Annotated in this window: 18 protein-coding genes; 11 read left to right on the plus strand and 7 right to left on the minus strand. The window is 42.9% G+C overall.

All coding sequences use genetic code 11. The features are described from left to right. Positions 1 to 2: 2 nt before the first annotated feature. Genes hemL through ahbD form a run of 7 tightly spaced genes read right to left on the minus strand, consistent with a single transcriptional unit; the run spans position 3 to position 6,297 of the window. On the minus strand, positions 3 to 1,268 hold the full coding sequence (hemL, locus tag RE476_RS00215) for a glutamate-1-semialdehyde 2,1-aminomutase (RefSeq protein ID WP_309308073.1): 1,266 nt from the start codon (positions 1,266 to 1,268) through the stop codon (positions 3 to 5). Between the two features lie 16 nt (positions 1,269 to 1,284). Continuing rightward, complete coding sequence (gene hemB / locus RE476_RS00220; RefSeq protein ID WP_309308074.1) at positions 1,285 to 2,259, minus strand: porphobilinogen synthase; 975 nt, start codon at positions 2,257 to 2,259, stop codon at positions 1,285 to 1,287. After that, positions 2,238 to 3,536, minus strand: coding sequence for a glutamyl-tRNA reductase (gene hemA, locus RE476_RS00225; protein ID WP_309308075.1), 1,299 nt, complete (start codon positions 3,534 to 3,536; stop codon positions 2,238 to 2,240). The genes hemB and hemA overlap by 22 nt, the downstream gene beginning before the upstream one ends. 55 nt (positions 3,537 to 3,591) lie before the next feature. Further along, positions 3,592 to 4,266 carry a precorrin-2 dehydrogenase/sirohydrochlorin ferrochelatase family protein gene (locus tag RE476_RS00230; protein ID WP_309308076.1) on the minus strand — a complete coding sequence of 225 codons (675 nt, stop codon included), beginning with the start codon at positions 4,264 to 4,266 and terminating at the stop codon, positions 3,592 to 3,594. A 60-nt stretch (positions 4,267 to 4,326) separates the two neighbouring features. Continuing rightward, positions 4,327 to 4,785: a siroheme decarboxylase subunit beta gene (gene ahbB / locus RE476_RS00235; protein ID WP_309308077.1), complete on the minus strand. Its 459-nt coding sequence runs from the start codon at positions 4,783 to 4,785 to the stop codon at positions 4,327 to 4,329. 4 nt (positions 4,786 to 4,789) lie between these two features. After that, complete coding sequence (ahbA, locus tag RE476_RS00240) at positions 4,790 to 5,245, minus strand: siroheme decarboxylase subunit alpha (protein WP_309308078.1); 456 nt, start codon at positions 5,243 to 5,245, stop codon at positions 4,790 to 4,792. A 5-nt stretch (positions 5,246 to 5,250) separates the two neighbouring features. Beyond that, positions 5,251 to 6,297: a heme b synthase gene (gene ahbD / locus RE476_RS00245; RefSeq protein ID WP_309308079.1), complete on the minus strand. Its 1,047-nt coding sequence runs from the start codon at positions 6,295 to 6,297 to the stop codon at positions 5,251 to 5,253. A gap of 229 nt (positions 6,298 to 6,526) precedes the next feature. On the opposite strand from ahbD, the gene RE476_RS12875 reads away from it, so the two are divergent. From RE476_RS12875 to RE476_RS00295, 11 genes are all read left to right on the plus strand, one after another. After that, the gene (locus RE476_RS12875) at positions 6,527 to 6,616 is read left to right on the plus strand and encodes a hypothetical protein (protein ID WP_406600982.1); all 90 of its coding nucleotides are present in this window, start codon (positions 6,527 to 6,529) and stop codon (positions 6,614 to 6,616) included. A 20-nt stretch (positions 6,617 to 6,636) separates the two neighbouring features. Continuing rightward, positions 6,637 to 7,017 (plus strand): cytochrome c maturation protein CcmE domain-containing protein, encoded by a 381-nt coding sequence (locus RE476_RS00250; RefSeq protein ID WP_309308080.1) that lies wholly within the window; start codon positions 6,637 to 6,639, stop codon positions 7,015 to 7,017. 13 nt (positions 7,018 to 7,030) lie between these two features. Beyond that, positions 7,031 to 7,900: a polyprenyl synthetase family protein gene (locus RE476_RS00255; protein WP_309308081.1), complete on the plus strand. Its 870-nt coding sequence runs from the start codon at positions 7,031 to 7,033 to the stop codon at positions 7,898 to 7,900. A 25-nt stretch (positions 7,901 to 7,925) separates the two neighbouring features. Continuing rightward, the gene (locus RE476_RS00260; RefSeq protein ID WP_309308082.1) at positions 7,926 to 9,116 is read left to right on the plus strand and encodes a radical SAM protein; all 1,191 of its coding nucleotides are present in this window, start codon (positions 7,926 to 7,928) and stop codon (positions 9,114 to 9,116) included. A 218-nt stretch (positions 9,117 to 9,334) separates the two neighbouring features. Further along, the gene (gene ahaH / locus RE476_RS00265; protein WP_309308083.1) at positions 9,335 to 9,661 is read left to right on the plus strand and encodes an ATP synthase archaeal subunit H; all 327 of its coding nucleotides are present in this window, start codon (positions 9,335 to 9,337) and stop codon (positions 9,659 to 9,661) included. Further along, positions 9,654 to 11,606, plus strand: a complete 1,953-nt coding sequence (locus RE476_RS00270; protein ID WP_309308084.1) for a V-type ATP synthase subunit I — start codon at positions 9,654 to 9,656, stop codon at positions 11,604 to 11,606. Before ahaH ends, RE476_RS00270 begins: the two co-directional genes overlap by 8 nt. Before the next feature lie 4 nt (positions 11,607 to 11,610). Beyond that, positions 11,611 to 11,844 carry a V-type ATP synthase subunit K gene (locus tag RE476_RS00275; RefSeq protein WP_309308085.1) on the plus strand — a complete coding sequence of 78 codons (234 nt, stop codon included), beginning with the start codon at positions 11,611 to 11,613 and terminating at the stop codon, positions 11,842 to 11,844. A gap of 44 nt (positions 11,845 to 11,888) precedes the next feature. Beyond that, positions 11,889 to 12,440 carry a V-type ATP synthase subunit E gene (locus RE476_RS00280; protein WP_309308086.1) on the plus strand — a complete coding sequence of 184 codons (552 nt, stop codon included), beginning with the start codon at positions 11,889 to 11,891 and terminating at the stop codon, positions 12,438 to 12,440. Between the two features lie 7 nt (positions 12,441 to 12,447). Next, positions 12,448 to 13,524, plus strand: coding sequence for a V-type ATP synthase subunit C (locus tag RE476_RS00285; protein WP_309308087.1), 1,077 nt, complete (start codon positions 12,448 to 12,450; stop codon positions 13,522 to 13,524). After that, positions 13,524 to 13,823, plus strand: a complete 300-nt coding sequence (locus tag RE476_RS00290) for a V-type ATP synthase subunit F (protein ID WP_309308088.1) — start codon at positions 13,524 to 13,526, stop codon at positions 13,821 to 13,823. Before RE476_RS00285 ends, RE476_RS00290 begins: the two co-directional genes overlap by 1 nt. Continuing rightward, entirely contained in the window at positions 13,814 to 15,550 is a 1,737-nt protein-coding gene (locus tag RE476_RS00295) for an ATP synthase subunit A (RefSeq protein ID WP_309308089.1), read from the plus strand. The genes RE476_RS00290 and RE476_RS00295 overlap by 10 nt, the downstream gene beginning before the upstream one ends.

Below are 15,550 nucleotides of genomic sequence, written 5' to 3' on the forward strand. Positions count from 1 at the left end.
ACTCATCTGAGATTTGCTTCGTAAGCAAGTAGTGTTTTCTCAATGTCGTCTTCAGTGTGGGCAGTTGAAATGAAATTAGTTTCAAACTGTGATGGTGGTAGGAAAACACCGCTTTCAAGCATCTTGAAGAAGAATTTCAGGTATCCTTCTTTATCGCATTTGAGGACATCCTGGTAGTTCAGTGGTTTATCACCAAAGAATATCTTGAACATGGATGCAATACCAACGACATTATAATCAAGTCCCATGTCTGCAACGAGCTCAGACAACCTGCTTCTCATCATGTCACCGGTTGCGTTGAGATTTTTATGAACTTCTTCCTTCTCAAGTACATCAAGAACTGTAAGTCCTGCTGCAACTGATGCCGGACTTCCGCTGAAGGTTCCTGCCTGGTACACACTTCCGGAAGGTGCTATCATCTCAATGATCTCTTTCTTTCCTCCGAAAACACCTATTGGAAGTCCGCCGCCTATGATCTTTCCAAGGGTTGTCATATCGGGGGTTACGCCGAAGTATTCCTGTGCTCCGCCCATTGCGAGCCTGAATCCGGTGATGACTTCATCGAAAATAAGGACTACATCGTTCTCTTCGGTGACCTTGCGTACATCCTTCAGGTAATCTCCTTCAGGAAGCACAGGTCCGATATTACCCATAACCGGTTCCATTATGAGTGCAGCAACTTCATCCTGGTTCTTTTCAATTACCGCTGTAAGTGCTTCGATATCGTTGAATGGTATCTGAAGTGTATTCTTTGTAAAGTCCTCTGGTATTCCAAGTGAATCAGGTTTTCCGAGTGTTGTTGCTCCAGAGCCTGCTTTAACAAGTACTGCATCGTGTGCTCCGTGGAACCCGCCTTCTATCTTAATGAATTTGTTCTTGCCGGTGAATCCCCTTGCTGCACGTAGTGCGCTCATGGTGGCTTCGGTTCCTGTGGATACGAACCTGAGCATGTCAATACTTGGGTACAATCCTGCTATTTTCTCTGCAAGATTTACCTCAAGTTCGGTTGGTGTTCCGTATAACCATCCTTTGTCAAGCTGGGAAACTATTGCCTGCTTGATCTGTGGGTGGGAGTGTCCGAGTATGTTCGGACCGTATGCGAGACAGTAATCGATGTACTCATTCCCATCGATATCAGTTATCTTTGAACCACTTGCTGATTCTGTATAGAATGGGTATGGTTTGATAGCTCGCACAGGACTGCTTACTCCTCCTGGGAGGAGGGTCCTTGCTTTATTGTATAACTCTCTGGACTTATCTAAAGACATAAAAAACACCTTGGAATCATTTTAACATCTGAGCCATATCTTTGGCAAAATAGGTAATTATCATATCTGCGCCTGCACGTTTGATTGACAGGAGGGATTCGTACATGGCCTGTTTCTCGTCAAGCCATCCGTTCTGGGCTGCCGCCTTGAGCATTGCATATTCTCCGCTCACATTGTAGGCTGCGGTTGGCATTTCAAATTCGGTCTTGAGGCGATATATTATATCTAAATAAGGAAGTGCCGGTTTAACCATAATTATGTCGGCTCCCTCTTCAATATCCAGGGCTGCTTCCATAAGTGCCTCATCAGAGTTGGCAGGATCCATCTGGTGGGATGACCTGTCCCCGAAGCAACATCCTGAGCCTGCTGCATCCCTGAAAGGTCCGTAGAATGATGACGAATACTTTGCAGCATAGGACATAATAGGTATATTGTGGAAATTATTATCATCAAGTGCACTGCGAATTGCGGTTATCATGCCATCCATCATTCCTGATGGTGCCACCATGTCAGCACCGGCTTTTGCATGGCTTACAGCGGTCTTTCCCAACAAAGGTAATGTTGGATCGTTCATGATCTCTTCTGTATCATAGTCCACCATTCCGCAGTGTCCGTGGCTGGTGTACTCGCAGAGGCAGACATCGGTTATCACAAGCATATCCTTGCCAAGTTCATTCTTGATCTCACGGACAGCACGCTGAACAACATCATCGTCTCCCCATGCAGTACTTCCCTGCTCATCTTTTGTGGCTGGTATTCCAAAAAGCATCATGGCTGGTATTCCAAGGTCTGCTGCTTCCTTTGCATCGTCGGCGATCATCTCAACAGGAACGTTGAAGACGCCAGGCATGGATGATACTTCCTGAGGCGAATCTATTGTCTCATTGACAAACACTGGATATATCAGGTCATTGACCGACAACGACGTTTCGCGTACCAGGTCTCTGATCTTGCCACTTCTCAGCCTTCTCATTCTGCGCTCGGGGAACATTTTACCATCTCATCCTTTACTTTTGTATTTAAGCTGGATCTACTAATGCTAAACAATTTTGCAACCGATTCAAGCAATTCATCATCGCCGATCTCTGCTGCGTATCTCAGGACCTTTGTTGGCTCTGCAAGTATCTTATTGATTATTGAGTGGGTGAGGTCTTCAATTATTTTACTCTCAGTTTCACCGATAGTATGGTATGCACTCAATTTAGTTATCGCCTTATCTTTTTCCTGTACTCGAAGTTTATAGGACTGCGCGTACAGCTCAGATACAAGATGGTCTGCTTTTTGTCTCTTGTACTGTTTTATCAGGAGTCCGAATTCCTCATCAATTATTGCCTGGACTTTTTTAGCCTCAGCCATTCTCATTTCGAGGTTCTTTTCATTTATGACTCTCAGGTTATCTATATTATATAGAGTGACGTGGGGTATGTCTGATATTGAAGGGTCTATATCTCTTGGATTTGCAATGTCAATTAACAGAAGTTCTTTCTCCCTCAAGTCCATTGCTTTTTTGACCTGTTCGTATTTCAGGACATAGTGTGGTGCACCTGTCGCACTGATCACAACGTCTGCTTTCATTAGATTCGCATCGATCTGGTCGAAGCGAACTGCATGCCCTCCCATCTCGTCCGCAAGCTCCTTTGCGGCCTCATAAGTGCGGTTTGCGATATACATCAATTCAATTTCCCTATGGGAGAGTGCACGTGTGACGAGTGTGCCCATCTCGCCGGTACCTATGACAAGCACCATCTTGTCCTTGAGGTCTCCGACAGTTTCCTCGGCAAGGTCCACAGAAGCTGATGCAATTGATAATGCTCCCCGGTTGATCTCGGTCTCTGTACGGACACGTTTTCCAACCTGGATGGCCTTACTGAATGTGGTATCAAGCATTTTTCCGCTAGTTCCAAGGTTCTTTGCCACCTGGTATAGGTCCTTGATCTGTCCGAGTATCTGGTCTTCGCCAATTATCATTGATTCCAGGCCACATGCCAGCCTTAGCAGGTGCATAATGGATTCTTCATGGTCGAAAAAGTCAATAATGTTCGAAGAAAGGCCCATTCTTTTCGCAAACTGGAACAGGACACTGTTTCCTTTGGGTGAAACAATATATATTTCCACACGGTTACAGGTCTTCAATACAACACATTCACAGACCAGGTCATTGGAATGCAGGTCTATAAGCATCTTTTCGATGTCCCCGTCCCATGCTTCCTCGATCTCTTCTACAGTTGCTTTGGAATGGGTGATCACCATACTGGTTATCTCAGTCATGGGCACCTCTTGTTCAAGCTATGATAATTTGGATGGCAGTGGATCTGGTACATGTTCATCTGACTTTCCTGCTTATTTTCTCTCTTACTATATCCTGTGCTATTTTAAACCCTTTTTCATAGGACTCTTCAAGCGCAGTCCACACATCTTTACTTTCCAGTATATCCCACAAGATGTCTTTCCTGTCTCTCTGGTCAGGGACTTCATTTTTCAGGTATGTTCGCATCTCATCCTGTATTTTGATCATATCTGAAAATTCGGGAGTGATTATTTTCTCAACCTGCTGCCTTGTGAACCTGGAAAAAGCCGGACTGGATCCGGTTGTTGATATGCCTATGGTGAGTCCGCCTCTTTTTATTACAGCAGGCACTGTGACATCACCAATTGCGTCAACCTGGTTTGTCAGAATTCCCAATGATTTAGAAAGCCTGACTATCCTTTCATTTATACTTCTGTCATTGGTGGCCGGTATCACAAGGAAAGCTTCGTTAATGATGTCCGTGATCTCTTTATCCGTGAGCTTTTCAGCATCAGCTTCGAAGAGTATGACCTCGTTTTTCCGTTCCATCTCATAAAAAATATCTGAAAAGCTGCGGCTTACAACCGTAACTTTTGCATATTCAGAGAACAGGTTAGCTTTCCTTTCTCCTACTGATCCACTTCCAAAGATGACGATTTTCTTGTCGTTCATATCTATCAGCAGTGGCAGGAAGTGGTTCTTGTCTTTCATATCTCCATCTCCGGAAATGATTGCCTTCTGCTTTTTCTGTAAGTTAGTTAAAGATTGCGATTACAATCTAACTCCAGTTTTCTTGAATTCTCTGTCACTAAAAAGAAGTTTATAATCTTTAATACTTGTAGCTTCGGATATCCTTGATGCAACTTCTTCACAATCTTCTCTTGTGTATGAGTGTACCATCGTGAACAGATTATAGTCCCATCCGGGAGCTCTTGGCCTTTCATAGCAGTGTGTAACCTCTGGGAAGCCTGCCATTATTGTTCCTACTTCTTCTGTTCTCTCGTCCGGTACGTTCCAGACGCACATGGCGTTTGCAACTATTCCAATATCCCTGTGACCAATAGATGCACCGAACCTGCGGATAACCTCTTCTTCCTTCATCTTTTTGAGGCGATCAATGATCTCCTGCTCAGTTATTCCAAGTTCCCCGGCAATGTCTGCAAATGGTGACCTTTTCAATGGGATACCGTTCTGTGTCATTTTTATTATCTTCTCGTCGATATCATCCATATTATCACCTGATGTCAAACTTAACTCCTATCTTGAACAGTCTCTTTGTGGGGAGGTCGATAAATTCAAGCCCGGTTCTCTCACGGAGTTCGTCCAGTATAATGTCTATTCTTTTCCTTTCGGGTGCAGCTACTGTGAACCAGACATTGTATTTACCTGGTCGAAGGTAGTTATGGGAAACCTCATGATATGCATTGATATAACCTGCAACATCGTCTACCATCTCATCAGGAACATTAACTGCTATGAGGGTGCTTGTTCCGCCTACTCCTTTGCGGTTGATGATGGGTCCTATTTTTCTTACTGCCCCTTCATCGTGTAATCTCTCAAGCCTTTGTATCAGTTCGTCTTCATTGATACCCAGTTCATTTCCCAACGCCTGAAAAGGTTCGGTTTCCATGGGAAAATCGAGTTGTATGGTATTGAGTATCTTCTTATCAGTTTCATCAAGAACTATCATTCAAATCACTGTTTTTTAGGTACATATATACAGTAGGGCTCTTCCTCAAGATAGTCTCCTGTGGCAGCATAGGCACGTGCACGGCAGCCTCCGCATACTGTATTATATTCGCATATTCCACATTTTCCTTTTAGTTTGGAAACATCACGCAGGTCATTGAATACCTTAGAGTTCTCCCAGATATCCTTGAAACTCTGCTCTTTTATGTTTCCAGCCAGTGCAGGGAGGTAACCGCAGGGGAATACATCTCCCGTGCTTGATACAAAACAAAATCCAGTTCCTCCGAGACATCCTTTTGTCATTGCCTCGTAACCGTGTGTCTTCACGCTTATCTCAATACCTTCTTTCTCTGCTCTCTGGCGCATTATCCTGAAATAATGCGGGGCACAGGTGGCTTTGAGCTGGATGCCTGCATCTTTCTGCCTGTCATAGAACCAATTGAGTATTCTCTCATATTCGACTGGCGGAATTTCATCGTTTTCAAGCTCTTTTCCTCTTCCGGTGGGTACAAGCAGGAAAATATGAAGGGCATCTGCACCAAGACCTTTTGCCATATCAAGTATGGCAGGTATTTCGCCGATAGTGCGTTTTGTGATGGTGGGATTTATCTGGAAGCCTATGCCTGCTTTTTTCAGGTTTTCTATGCCTGAGAGTGCCCCTTCGAATGCTCCGGGCATGCAACGGAAATCATCGTGAGTCTCAGGGCTTGAACCATCAAGACTGATGCTGACTCTCTGTATGCCAACACTTTTGATCTTCTCAGCCATTTCGTCTGTCACAAGTGTCCCGTTGGTGGCCATAGCCACACGGAGGCCTTTTTCCGTAGCATATTTTGCAATCTCAAATATGTCATCCCTTACAAGCGGTTCACCACCACTTAGTATAAGGATTGGGTTTCCCATTTCCTTAATTTCATCTATGAAATGGAGTGCTTCCCTTGTTGTAAGTTCGCCTTCGGGTTTTTTCTCAGTTGATGAACCTCTGCAATGTTTGCAGGAAAGATTGCATCCAGCTGTTGTTTCCCAGGCTATGAGTCTTGGAGGTTTTGCCATAATTGATCAGGAGGTATTTTTGTTCGTATGTTTACTTATTTATAGGATGGACCTATACTACTGCACACCCTTATTAATACTTGATTATCAGTTACACCTTATCAATGTATACATTGGTTCATCCGTGTTCGTTTATTTATATGGGGGCTGGTTTTAATTCAAATGCCAGCCAAAGGTTAACCTGATATAGAGGTGATTCTTTATAGGCGCGTTAGAAGTTGCATTCGTAATTACTTGGGTTACATTGTCGGCATATATCGTATATTTATTACGTTCCCGCAAGGGACTACTGCGGAAGTGTCGCCTAATGGCAAAATAATGTCACAATGAGGTGCTTTTATGGATAAAAAACAAAAAACTGTTCTTGCAGTTGTTTTCATTGCCATTATTGGTTTTGTGGGTCTGTGGAATGTGGACCTTTCACAGGGTTATCTCATGATATCTGAACTTTCATCCAATTCTGATGATTATGTAGGTCGTGACGTTAGCACTATGGGTATGATCAAGAATGAAACTCTTGATATATCTACAAATGGTACTTCCTTTGTGCTTCAGGATCTTGAGGATCCTTCTTTTGAATTGAATGTCATATATACGGGTTCGCTTCCAGCTAATGTCGTAGAAGGGCAAAGTATTAGCATAGGTGGAAAAATGGTCTCTAAGGACATGGTCGAGGCTAACCAGTTAGTTGTAAGCTGTCCTTCAAAGTATTCAGAATGACTGGGTGGGATATATGATTCAAATAGATGATCTGGAAGAATACCAACTTATCAGAACCACCAAGGATGAGATAATCCATTCCATGGATGATCATTCTCTGATGAAGAAGATGCTTCTGCATATATGTAGTTCCGGTGGCAAGAATATCCGCCCTGTGATGCTGGTATTATGTACGGAGATGTGTGGTGGAAATCCTGAAAATAGTATCAATGCTGCACTTGCCATTGAGTTCATCCATTCTGCTTCTCTTATTCATGATGATGTGCTTGACGGAGGACTTGTGCGCAGGGGTGTGGAGTCAGCACACAAAAAATATGGTATACCTGCAGCGATACTTTGCGGGGATTTTTTGATATCAAAGGCTATATCACTGATTTCCGGATATGGCAATAATGCTGTTAATGAATTCGGCAGGGCTGGTATGTACATGGCCGAAGGCGAAACCATTGACATTTCCAGTGTATGTGAGGAATTCAGGGAAAAGAATTATTTTGAGTGCATCAGTAAAAAAACGGGTTCTCTTTTTGCTGCGAGTGCTGCAATAGGTGCGTATGTTGCAGGTGCAGATGAAGAAACTGCCCTGAAGCTCAGGTCATTTGGTGAGAATGTGGGCAATGCGTACCAGATCGTTGATGATCTGCTTGAGTACCTTGACGAACTAGAAGATAAAAGTTCCACTTATGAGTCTGTAACATTACCTCTTATTTACATGAGAGTAATGGATCATGATGCGGCTGTGGAAAAGACTCTGCAGCAAGTACGTGATTGTGTGCAGAATGCAAAAGAAATCCTTGCTTCTTTCCCCTCTTCTGAAGCACGGGATAAACTGGAGCTTGTAACTGATCTTATTACAGTTGACATGCTCCCGGGGGATCTTATTTAATTTTATTAAATTATCAGGTGACTTCATGAGGGTTTATGATAAATCAGTAGTTAAAGTAAATGCAAGCACTGAGGGCGGAAAAGTGGTTCTTGATGCAGAAGGTCCGTTAGCTCCGGTTGCACGACCAATCTTAAAACGTATCAACAAGATTTTCCAGGAAGAAAAACCGATATATGCGGATGATGAAAATATTATATTTTCAACATGGGCTCCTCCGATGCCAGGTGGGGTTTTCAACAGGATGATCAGTGCACAGGTAGCTTCTATTCTAAAGAAGAGAGTGCCTGACCAGTTCTCTATAGGTATTACGACTCACTGCCCTTATGATTGTATTCACTGTGGTGCGGCTGGCACTGTGGCTGATCCCATCCTGACGGCTGATGAGATCAATAGCTCTATACAGCAGGCGATCGATCTTGGTTCTTATTACATAGCTTTTGATGGTGGAGAGACCCTTCTCAGGAAAGATCTTGAGCAAATGGTGGCACAAGTTGACAAGACTCGTGCAATCGCTACGTGTTTCACATCAGGTTTCAGTTTGACTGAACAAAGGGCTAAGGATCTGAAATCGGCAGGTCTTTTTGCTGCACACATGAGTCTTGACAGTCCCAATGAGGCCGAGCATGACCGTGTCAGGGGAAGGGAAGGCGCTTTCAAAAATACTGTGGATGGTATAAAGCACATGGTGAATGCAGGTGTCCTTGCAGATCTCTTTGTGGTGGTATCTCCTCATAATATCGATGACCTCGATGGTTTCTACAACTTTGCAGCAGACATGGGTATGCAGGAGATGTCCATATATGAGATCATAGCTGTTGGACGCTGGATGGACCATGAGGATGAGGTCATGACCTCTAAAGACGTTGATCGTCTTGGCAAGTTCCAGGTTTCGATGAATAAAAAAGAGGATGGTCCAAGGGTAACTTCCTTCCCTAACTTCATGGGTCCTGATGAGTTCGGATGCTTTGCAGGCAGGAGATGGATGCATGCAACAGCCGGCGGGGATATTCTTCCATGTGCATACACTCCTCTCTCATTTGGAAATATACGTGAGGAAAAGCTTGCTGCAATATGGGCCCGGATGGGTCAGCATGAAGCATACAAGTGTTCCGCTGAGTACTGTATGATGCGCAACCCTGAATTCAGGAATAATTACATTCACACTATTCCAGAAGGAATCCAACTTCCGCTAAGGCTTGATAAATCTATGCATTAATCTATCTTAATTGTTATTAGTTATAATTATTGGAGAATCACTATCCAAAGATGACATTGGGAATATTTAATGGTGGGTAATTTCTGCCATCTTAATGATAAATCATTACGATTTATGGCTCGCTAGTATCTGGAAAACCGAATACTTTATATGTGAGTTAGCAATAGGAGATGATGATTTATTCGGGATAATAAGCAATTCATCACATGAGGATTAGCATGGCCAAAGAAAAAATCTTGTCGGAAATCAAAGAGGCAGAAGACAATGCACGAAAAATGGTTGACGACGGTAACAAAAGAAAAAATGACCGTATCGCCAGTGCACGTGCCGAGGCCAGAGAGATCATAAAACAGGCCGAGGTAGATGCACAGAAATCTGCACAAAGTGCAATGAAATCTGCAGAAGAGTCTATCGCTTCAGATAAAGCAAAAATCATCGAGAATGGTGAGAATGAGGCTAAATTTATCGCCAGTTCCGCTTCATCAAATGTCGATGAAGCTGTTAAAGTAATTATAAACGAGTTCGAGAGGGCAATACATGCTTGAACCAAAGCAGATGAGTCGTGCCGTAATTGTTGGCCATAAAAGTATTTTTGAGGAAACGGTCGATGCTCTGCACAAAGCAAATCTGTTCCAGATCGAAGATTTCAATGAAGATGAATCTGGTCTCCGTATTGGCAGACCATTCGAAAATGTAGATGAAGTTTCCAAAAAACTGATCAAGATCAGATCGATTGCCAGTTTACTGGGTGTAAAAGACGTAGTGTCAAAAAAACAGGATAAAAAATCTGTTCTTTCAGCACTCGATGATACACTTAACAAACTGGATGCTGAGCTTGACGTAAAGGCTGAGCAGAAAAGTAAGCTTGAAGCAGAACTTAAAGAGATTGATTCTCTTAAAAAAGAACTAATTCCTTTTGCTAACATTTCTCTTGATTTTGACCTTTATCATGGCTATGAACACCTTTCTGTATTCTCCGGATACGTAAAGGAAGATGTTGGGGCTGCAGTTTCCAGGATAACCTCTTCATACGAGATATTCTATGATGCTAAAGAAAGTACTATGGTACTTTTTGTTACGAAAGACAAAGCTGCAGAGGTCGCTGATCTGCTTGCAGGATTTGCTTTCAGGGAACTCAGGATTCCAAACATAAGTGGAATGCCATCTGAGTCTCTTTCCCGCATCACTTCTAAAGAATCTGGATTGTTGAAACAGGTTGAAGCAATTGATGCAGAGATCGAATCTCTCAAAGATAAGTATGCTGAATTCATTCTGGCTAGCAATGAAGTCCTTTCAATAGAGGCTCAAAAGTCTGAAACTCCTCTTAAAGTAGCCACTTCAGACAGTACATTCATCATAGATGGATGGGTTCCTGAAGAGGATTATGCTGAACTGGAGCGTATAGTGAAAGCAGCTACAAACGGACGTGCATTCGTTTCCAAACAGGAAATGACAAAGAAAGATCAAAAGATCGTTCCAATAGAGTACAATAACTCTAAAATGACCGCTCCTTTCCAGGAGATCATGGACCTCTATGCACGACCAACCTATAAGGAACTTGATCCTACCGCATTATTATTCATTTCTTTCCCGCTCTTTTACGGAATGATCCTTGGTGACATAGGCTATGCATTGATTCTTCTTGCAATGGCTATTGGTATCAAAAAGGCAATATCTTCAGATGCTATCAAACCACTCATGAACATTCTCATATACTGTCAGATATCCACTTTGATATTTGGTGTGCTGTATGGTGAGTTCCTGGGATTCCCGCTTGCAAGTCTGCATACGGAACATGGTGTAACTGAAGGGTTGATTAAAGGATTCGAAACTGTAAATCTTTTAGCATCCCCGGTTGGAGATGAAATGATCACTTTCCCTGTTCACAGGACTCACCTTGTGATGACCATGATTATTGCAACCGCTCTGGTTGGTTTTATTCATATCAACATTGGTTATCTTCTTGGTTTCATTAATGAGAACAGGAAACACGGAATCTCAGCAGCGATCTTCGAGAAAGGTAGCTGGTTTGTTATTGAAATTGGATTGATTTTGGCAATACTTGGATATGCAGCAGTGCTTCCATCAGTCACAACGATTCTGGGTGTTGTTGTATTCTTAATAGGACTCGTAATGCTTCTCAAAGGAGAGGGTATTAAAGGACCTATCGAGTTGCCTTCACTTCTCAGTAACTCACTGTCTTACACTCGTATCATAGCTGTAGGATTATCATCCATCTATATCGCTTCAACTGTCAACCTTATCGCTTTCGAGATGATCTGGGAGCCAGGAACGCCAATAGGTGGAACAACAATATTCGCAATTATCGTGTTCTTACTTGGACACGGATTAAATACTGCACTGAGTATAATTGCCCCCGGTTTACACTCACTCAGGTTGCAGTATGTAGAGTTCTTCGGAAAGTTCTACGAAGGTGGGGGACGTAAATACGATCCATTTGGATATATTAGAAAATACACGGAGGAATAAGAAAATGGTAACAGAAACAATAACCGCAATGGACCCATCAGGTTTAAAAGCAATTGGAGCAGGAATCGCAGTAGGTCTTACAGGACTCGCATCAGCTCTTGCAGAAAGAGATATCGGTAGTGCAGCTATCGGCGCAATGGCAGAGAATGAGAGTCTTTTCGGTAAGGGTTTGATCCTGACCGTAATTCCAGAAACAATTGTCATCTTTGGTCTGGTAGTTGCACTGTTGATTAAATAATTTAAGAGCGCATTTTCGCTCTTAAATTTCCAGAGGTGTTGAGCATGGGACTTGAAATTGTTGTAAAAGATATCATGGATGCTGCAAAGGCAGATGTTTCCAAATTGGATTCTGATGCAGATGCAGAGGTCTCCCTGATTCTGGACGAGGCTAAACAGAATGCTAAAAGGATTATGGGTGAACGTCTTGCGAAAGCAGAAGATGATATTAAAAAGGTAAGACAGCAAGAAATATCCAGTGCAAATCTTGAAGTGAAGCGCACATTGCTCAATGCACGCAAGGAAGTACTCGAAAAAGTATATGTCCAGGCTGTAGAAACCATATCAGCGTTTTCTCCTGAGAAAAACGAAGAACTTCTCAAAGAACTCATAACCACAAATGAAGCAAATGGTGCCAGAATTTATTCCAATGCTGAATCTGAGGAGCTCGTTAGGAAGTTATCTTCCCTCGAATACGCCGGTAATATCAATTGTCTTGGTGGCGTTATCATCGAGAATGAAGATGGTACTATCAGATTGGATTATACCTACGATGTTATCCTTAAAAGCGTGAATGAGCGTTTGTTGAAACAGACATCTGATATCTTATTCGGGTGATTTCTAAATGCAGCTGTTGCAGAAATTTAAGCGTGGTAATTCCAAAAAATCCTCTTCAATGGGGCATGCAAACTACGCATACACTACAGCACGTGTACGTGCAATGAAAAGTAAGATTCTGCCAAGGGAGACCTATCCTCGGCTCATGAATATGAGCATTGATGAAATTACAAGGTTCATTGAAGAATCCGAGTATAAAGAGGATGTCGATGAATTAGCCAGGCAGTACGAAGGCGTAGATCTTATTGAGCATGCTCTTAACAGGAATCTTGCTGTAACCTTCACAAAATTACTTAGTATATCTGAAGGTGACGTGAATTTCCTTATTGGTGAGCAACTCCAAAAGTATGATATCTGGAATATAAAGACCATTCTTCGTGGTAAATACTGTAATGCTTCTACAGATGAGATCCTTGATGCTATTGTTGCAGCAGGAAGGTTAGGTTATACTTTCCTTTCAGAACTGGCTGCAAAAGGTACATACGAGGAAGTCATATCTGAGCTTGCAAACACAGAATATTACTCCATACTGAAGAACTATGATGGTACAAATCTTTCGGATATTGAGAATCAGCTTGATAAAATATACTATGTCGGGTTATTTGGTGCAATCGGTGAATCCAAATCCAAGGATCGCAAGCTATTTGCAGAATTTACCCGGATGGGCATTGATCTGAAAAACCTTATGACACTTTTCCGTTTGAAGAAATCCGGTATCACAGATCCTGAAATGATGGACCTGATGATTGATGGTGGACTCAAATTGAGCCTTAAGGATATCCAGAAATTGTTACCTCTTTCATTTGCAGATTTTATCTCAGAACTTGAGAAGTCTCCTTATTGGGGTGTAATCTCAGATGTTGTAAGTCCGGATATGGTTTCGTTGATCGATGTCGAGAACCGACTGAAAAAACACAGGCTTAAATCTGCAGCAAGCTTTTCACATGTTTATCCGATCTCAATTGTACCAATTATGGACTACATGCTAAGCAAAAAGAATGAGATAAACAACTTGCGGATAGTAATACGTGGCAAAGCCGCCAACCTCGATGATGATATTATCAAGGAACAGTTGGTGATCTGATGGAATTAGCAGTGGTCGGAAGCGGCGAGTTTGTAACAGGTTTCAGACTTGCTGGTGTTAAAAAAATATTTGAAGTTAATAATGGCGAACTTGAACTGACTGTAGAGAAAATACTTGGGGATCGAGAAGTCGGCATTCTGGTAATGCACGGTGATGATCTGATTAAACTACCGGAGATGTTGAGAAACACTATTAATGACTCTGTTGAGCCAACTATTGTGACTCTCGGGGGTAGTGGTCAAAGTTCGAATTTAAGGGAAAAAATAAAGCAATCGGTAGGTGTAGATCTGTGGAAATGAAAGGTGAAATTTATCGTGTGGCCGGACCTGTGGTTACGATTATGGGTATCAAGCCAAAGATGTACGATGTGGTACATGTTGGTCATGAAGGTCTAATGGGCGAAGTTATCAGAATTGAACGTGACAAAGCTACTGTTCAGGTATACGAGGATACATCTGGTATCAAACCAGGTGAGCCTGTAGTGAACACTGGAATGTCTCTTTCTGTTGAACTCGGTCCGGGATTATTAGAAAGTATTTATGATGGTATTCAGAGGCCTCTGAAAGTACTTCAGGAAAAGATGGGAGACTTCATTGACAGAGGAGTTACTGCTAACGGTCTTGACCGTGAAAAAGTATGGGAGTTCAAGCCAGTTGTATCAAGTGGCGACTCCGTAAAGGGCGGCTCCGTAATTGGTACTGTACAGGAAACAGAGAACATTGAGCACAAGATCATGATGCCACCAACAGTTTCCGGTACAGTTGAAGAAATAAAGTCAGGAAAGTTCAAGGTAGACGAAACCGTATGTGTCCTTACAGATGGCACTGAAATTTCCATGATGCAGAAGTGGCCTGTAAGAATGCCACGTCCAGTCGAGAAAAAGTTCATTCCAACAAGACCTCTCATTACAGGTCAGAGGATTCTTGACGGTCTCTTCCCTGTTGCAAAGGGCGGTACTGCAGCTATCCCTGGTCCATTCGGTTCAGGAAAGACAGTTACTCAGCAGCAGCTTGCAAAGTGGAGTGACACTGACATTGTAGTTTATATTGGATGTGGAGAACGTGGAAACGAGATGGCTGATGTACTGAACGAGTTCCCTGAACTCCAGGACCCGCAGACCGGTCGTCCACTCATGGAACGTACAGTTCTTATCGCAAACACATCTAACATGCCTGTAGCTGCTCGTGAAGCATCTGTTTACACAGGTATCACAATTGCAGAATACTACCGTGACATGGGATACGATGTATCACTCATGGCTGACTCCTCATCCAGATGGGCAGAAGCAATGAGGGAAATTTCCTCAAGGCTTGAAGAAATGCCTGGTGAAGAAGGTTATCCAGCATACCTTTCTGCAAGGCTCTCTGAGTTCTATGAGCGTGCAGGTGCAGTAAAATCACTTGCAGCAGAAGAGGGTTCTATTACAGTTATTGGTGCAGTATCACCACCAGGTGGTGACTTCTCAGAGCCTGTTACACAGAACACACTCCGTATTGTAAAAGTGTTCTGGGCACTGGATGCAAAACTTGCACAGAGAAGGCACTTCCCATCCATAGACTGGCTTACAAGTTACAGTCTGTACACTCAGGGTCTTTCCGACTGGTTCGCAGAGAACGTTGCACCTGACTGGGTACCACTCAGGGACCATGCAATGGAACTTCTCCAGCAGGAATCAGAACTTCAGGAGATCGTACAGCTCGTCGGTTCCGATGCACTTCCAGAAGACCAGCAACTGGTTCTTGAAATCTGCCGTATGCTCAGGGAATACTTCCTTCAGCAGAACGCGTTCCACCCTGTTGACACATACTGCCCATTCGATAAGCAGTACAAGTTGCTAAAAGCAATCTCCAAGTACAGTGACATGGCACAGGCATCATTGGAAGCAGGTATACCAATGAAGGATATCCTTTCAGTTGAGTCAAAGGACGAACTTGCCAAGGTCAAATTCGAGGAGAACTTCGATGATGCATTAAATGCTGTTCTGGATAAGATGGACAAGGAATTTGCAGCACTTGGAGGCAACTAA

The organism is Methanolobus mangrovi, assembly GCF_031312535.1.
Classification (GTDB): Archaea; Halobacteriota; Methanosarcinia; order Methanosarcinales; family Methanosarcinaceae; genus Methanolobus; species Methanolobus mangrovi.

Bases quoted from the DNA above. Each gene is read 5' to 3' on its own strand.
- ahbB (WP_309308077.1), bottom strand. From the start codon at position 4,785: ATGGATGATATCGACGAGAAGATAATAAAAATGACACAGAACGGTATC.
- ahbD (WP_309308079.1), bottom strand. From the start codon at position 6,297: ATGGCAAAACCTCCAAGACTCATAGCCTGGGAAACAACAGCTGGATGC.
- RE476_RS00250 (WP_309308080.1), top strand. From the start codon at position 6,637: ATGGATAAAAAACAAAAAACTGTTCTTGCAGTTGTTTTCATTGCCATT.
- hemA (WP_309308075.1), bottom strand. From the start codon at position 3,536: ATGACTGAGATAACCAGTATGGTGATCACCCATTCCAAAGCAACTGTA.
- RE476_RS00280 (WP_309308086.1), top strand. From the start codon at position 11,889: ATGGGACTTGAAATTGTTGTAAAAGATATCATGGATGCTGCAAAGGCA.
- hemL (WP_309308073.1), bottom strand. From the start codon at position 1,268: ATGTCTTTAGATAAGTCCAGAGAGTTATACAATAAAGCAAGGACCCTC.
- RE476_RS00285 (WP_309308087.1), top strand. From the start codon at position 12,448: ATGCAGCTGTTGCAGAAATTTAAGCGTGGTAATTCCAAAAAATCCTCT.
- RE476_RS00255 (WP_309308081.1), top strand. From the start codon at position 7,031: ATGATTCAAATAGATGATCTGGAAGAATACCAACTTATCAGAACCACC.
- hemB (WP_309308074.1), bottom strand. From the start codon at position 2,259: ATGTTCCCCGAGCGCAGAATGAGAAGGCTGAGAAGTGGCAAGATCAGA.
- RE476_RS00230 (WP_309308076.1), bottom strand. From the start codon at position 4,266: ATGAAAGACAAGAACCACTTCCTGCCACTGCTGATAGATATGAACGAC.
- ahaH (WP_309308083.1), top strand. From the start codon at position 9,335: ATGGCCAAAGAAAAAATCTTGTCGGAAATCAAAGAGGCAGAAGACAAT.
- ahbA (WP_309308078.1), bottom strand. From the start codon at position 5,245: ATGATAGTTCTTGATGAAACTGATAAGAAGATACTCAATACCATACAA.
- RE476_RS00260 (WP_309308082.1), top strand. From the start codon at position 7,926: ATGAGGGTTTATGATAAATCAGTAGTTAAAGTAAATGCAAGCACTGAG.
- RE476_RS00275 (WP_309308085.1), top strand. From the start codon at position 11,611: ATGGTAACAGAAACAATAACCGCAATGGACCCATCAGGTTTAAAAGCA.
- RE476_RS00290 (WP_309308088.1), top strand. From the start codon at position 13,524: ATGGAATTAGCAGTGGTCGGAAGCGGCGAGTTTGTAACAGGTTTCAGA.
- RE476_RS00270 (WP_309308084.1), top strand. From the start codon at position 9,654: ATGCTTGAACCAAAGCAGATGAGTCGTGCCGTAATTGTTGGCCATAAA.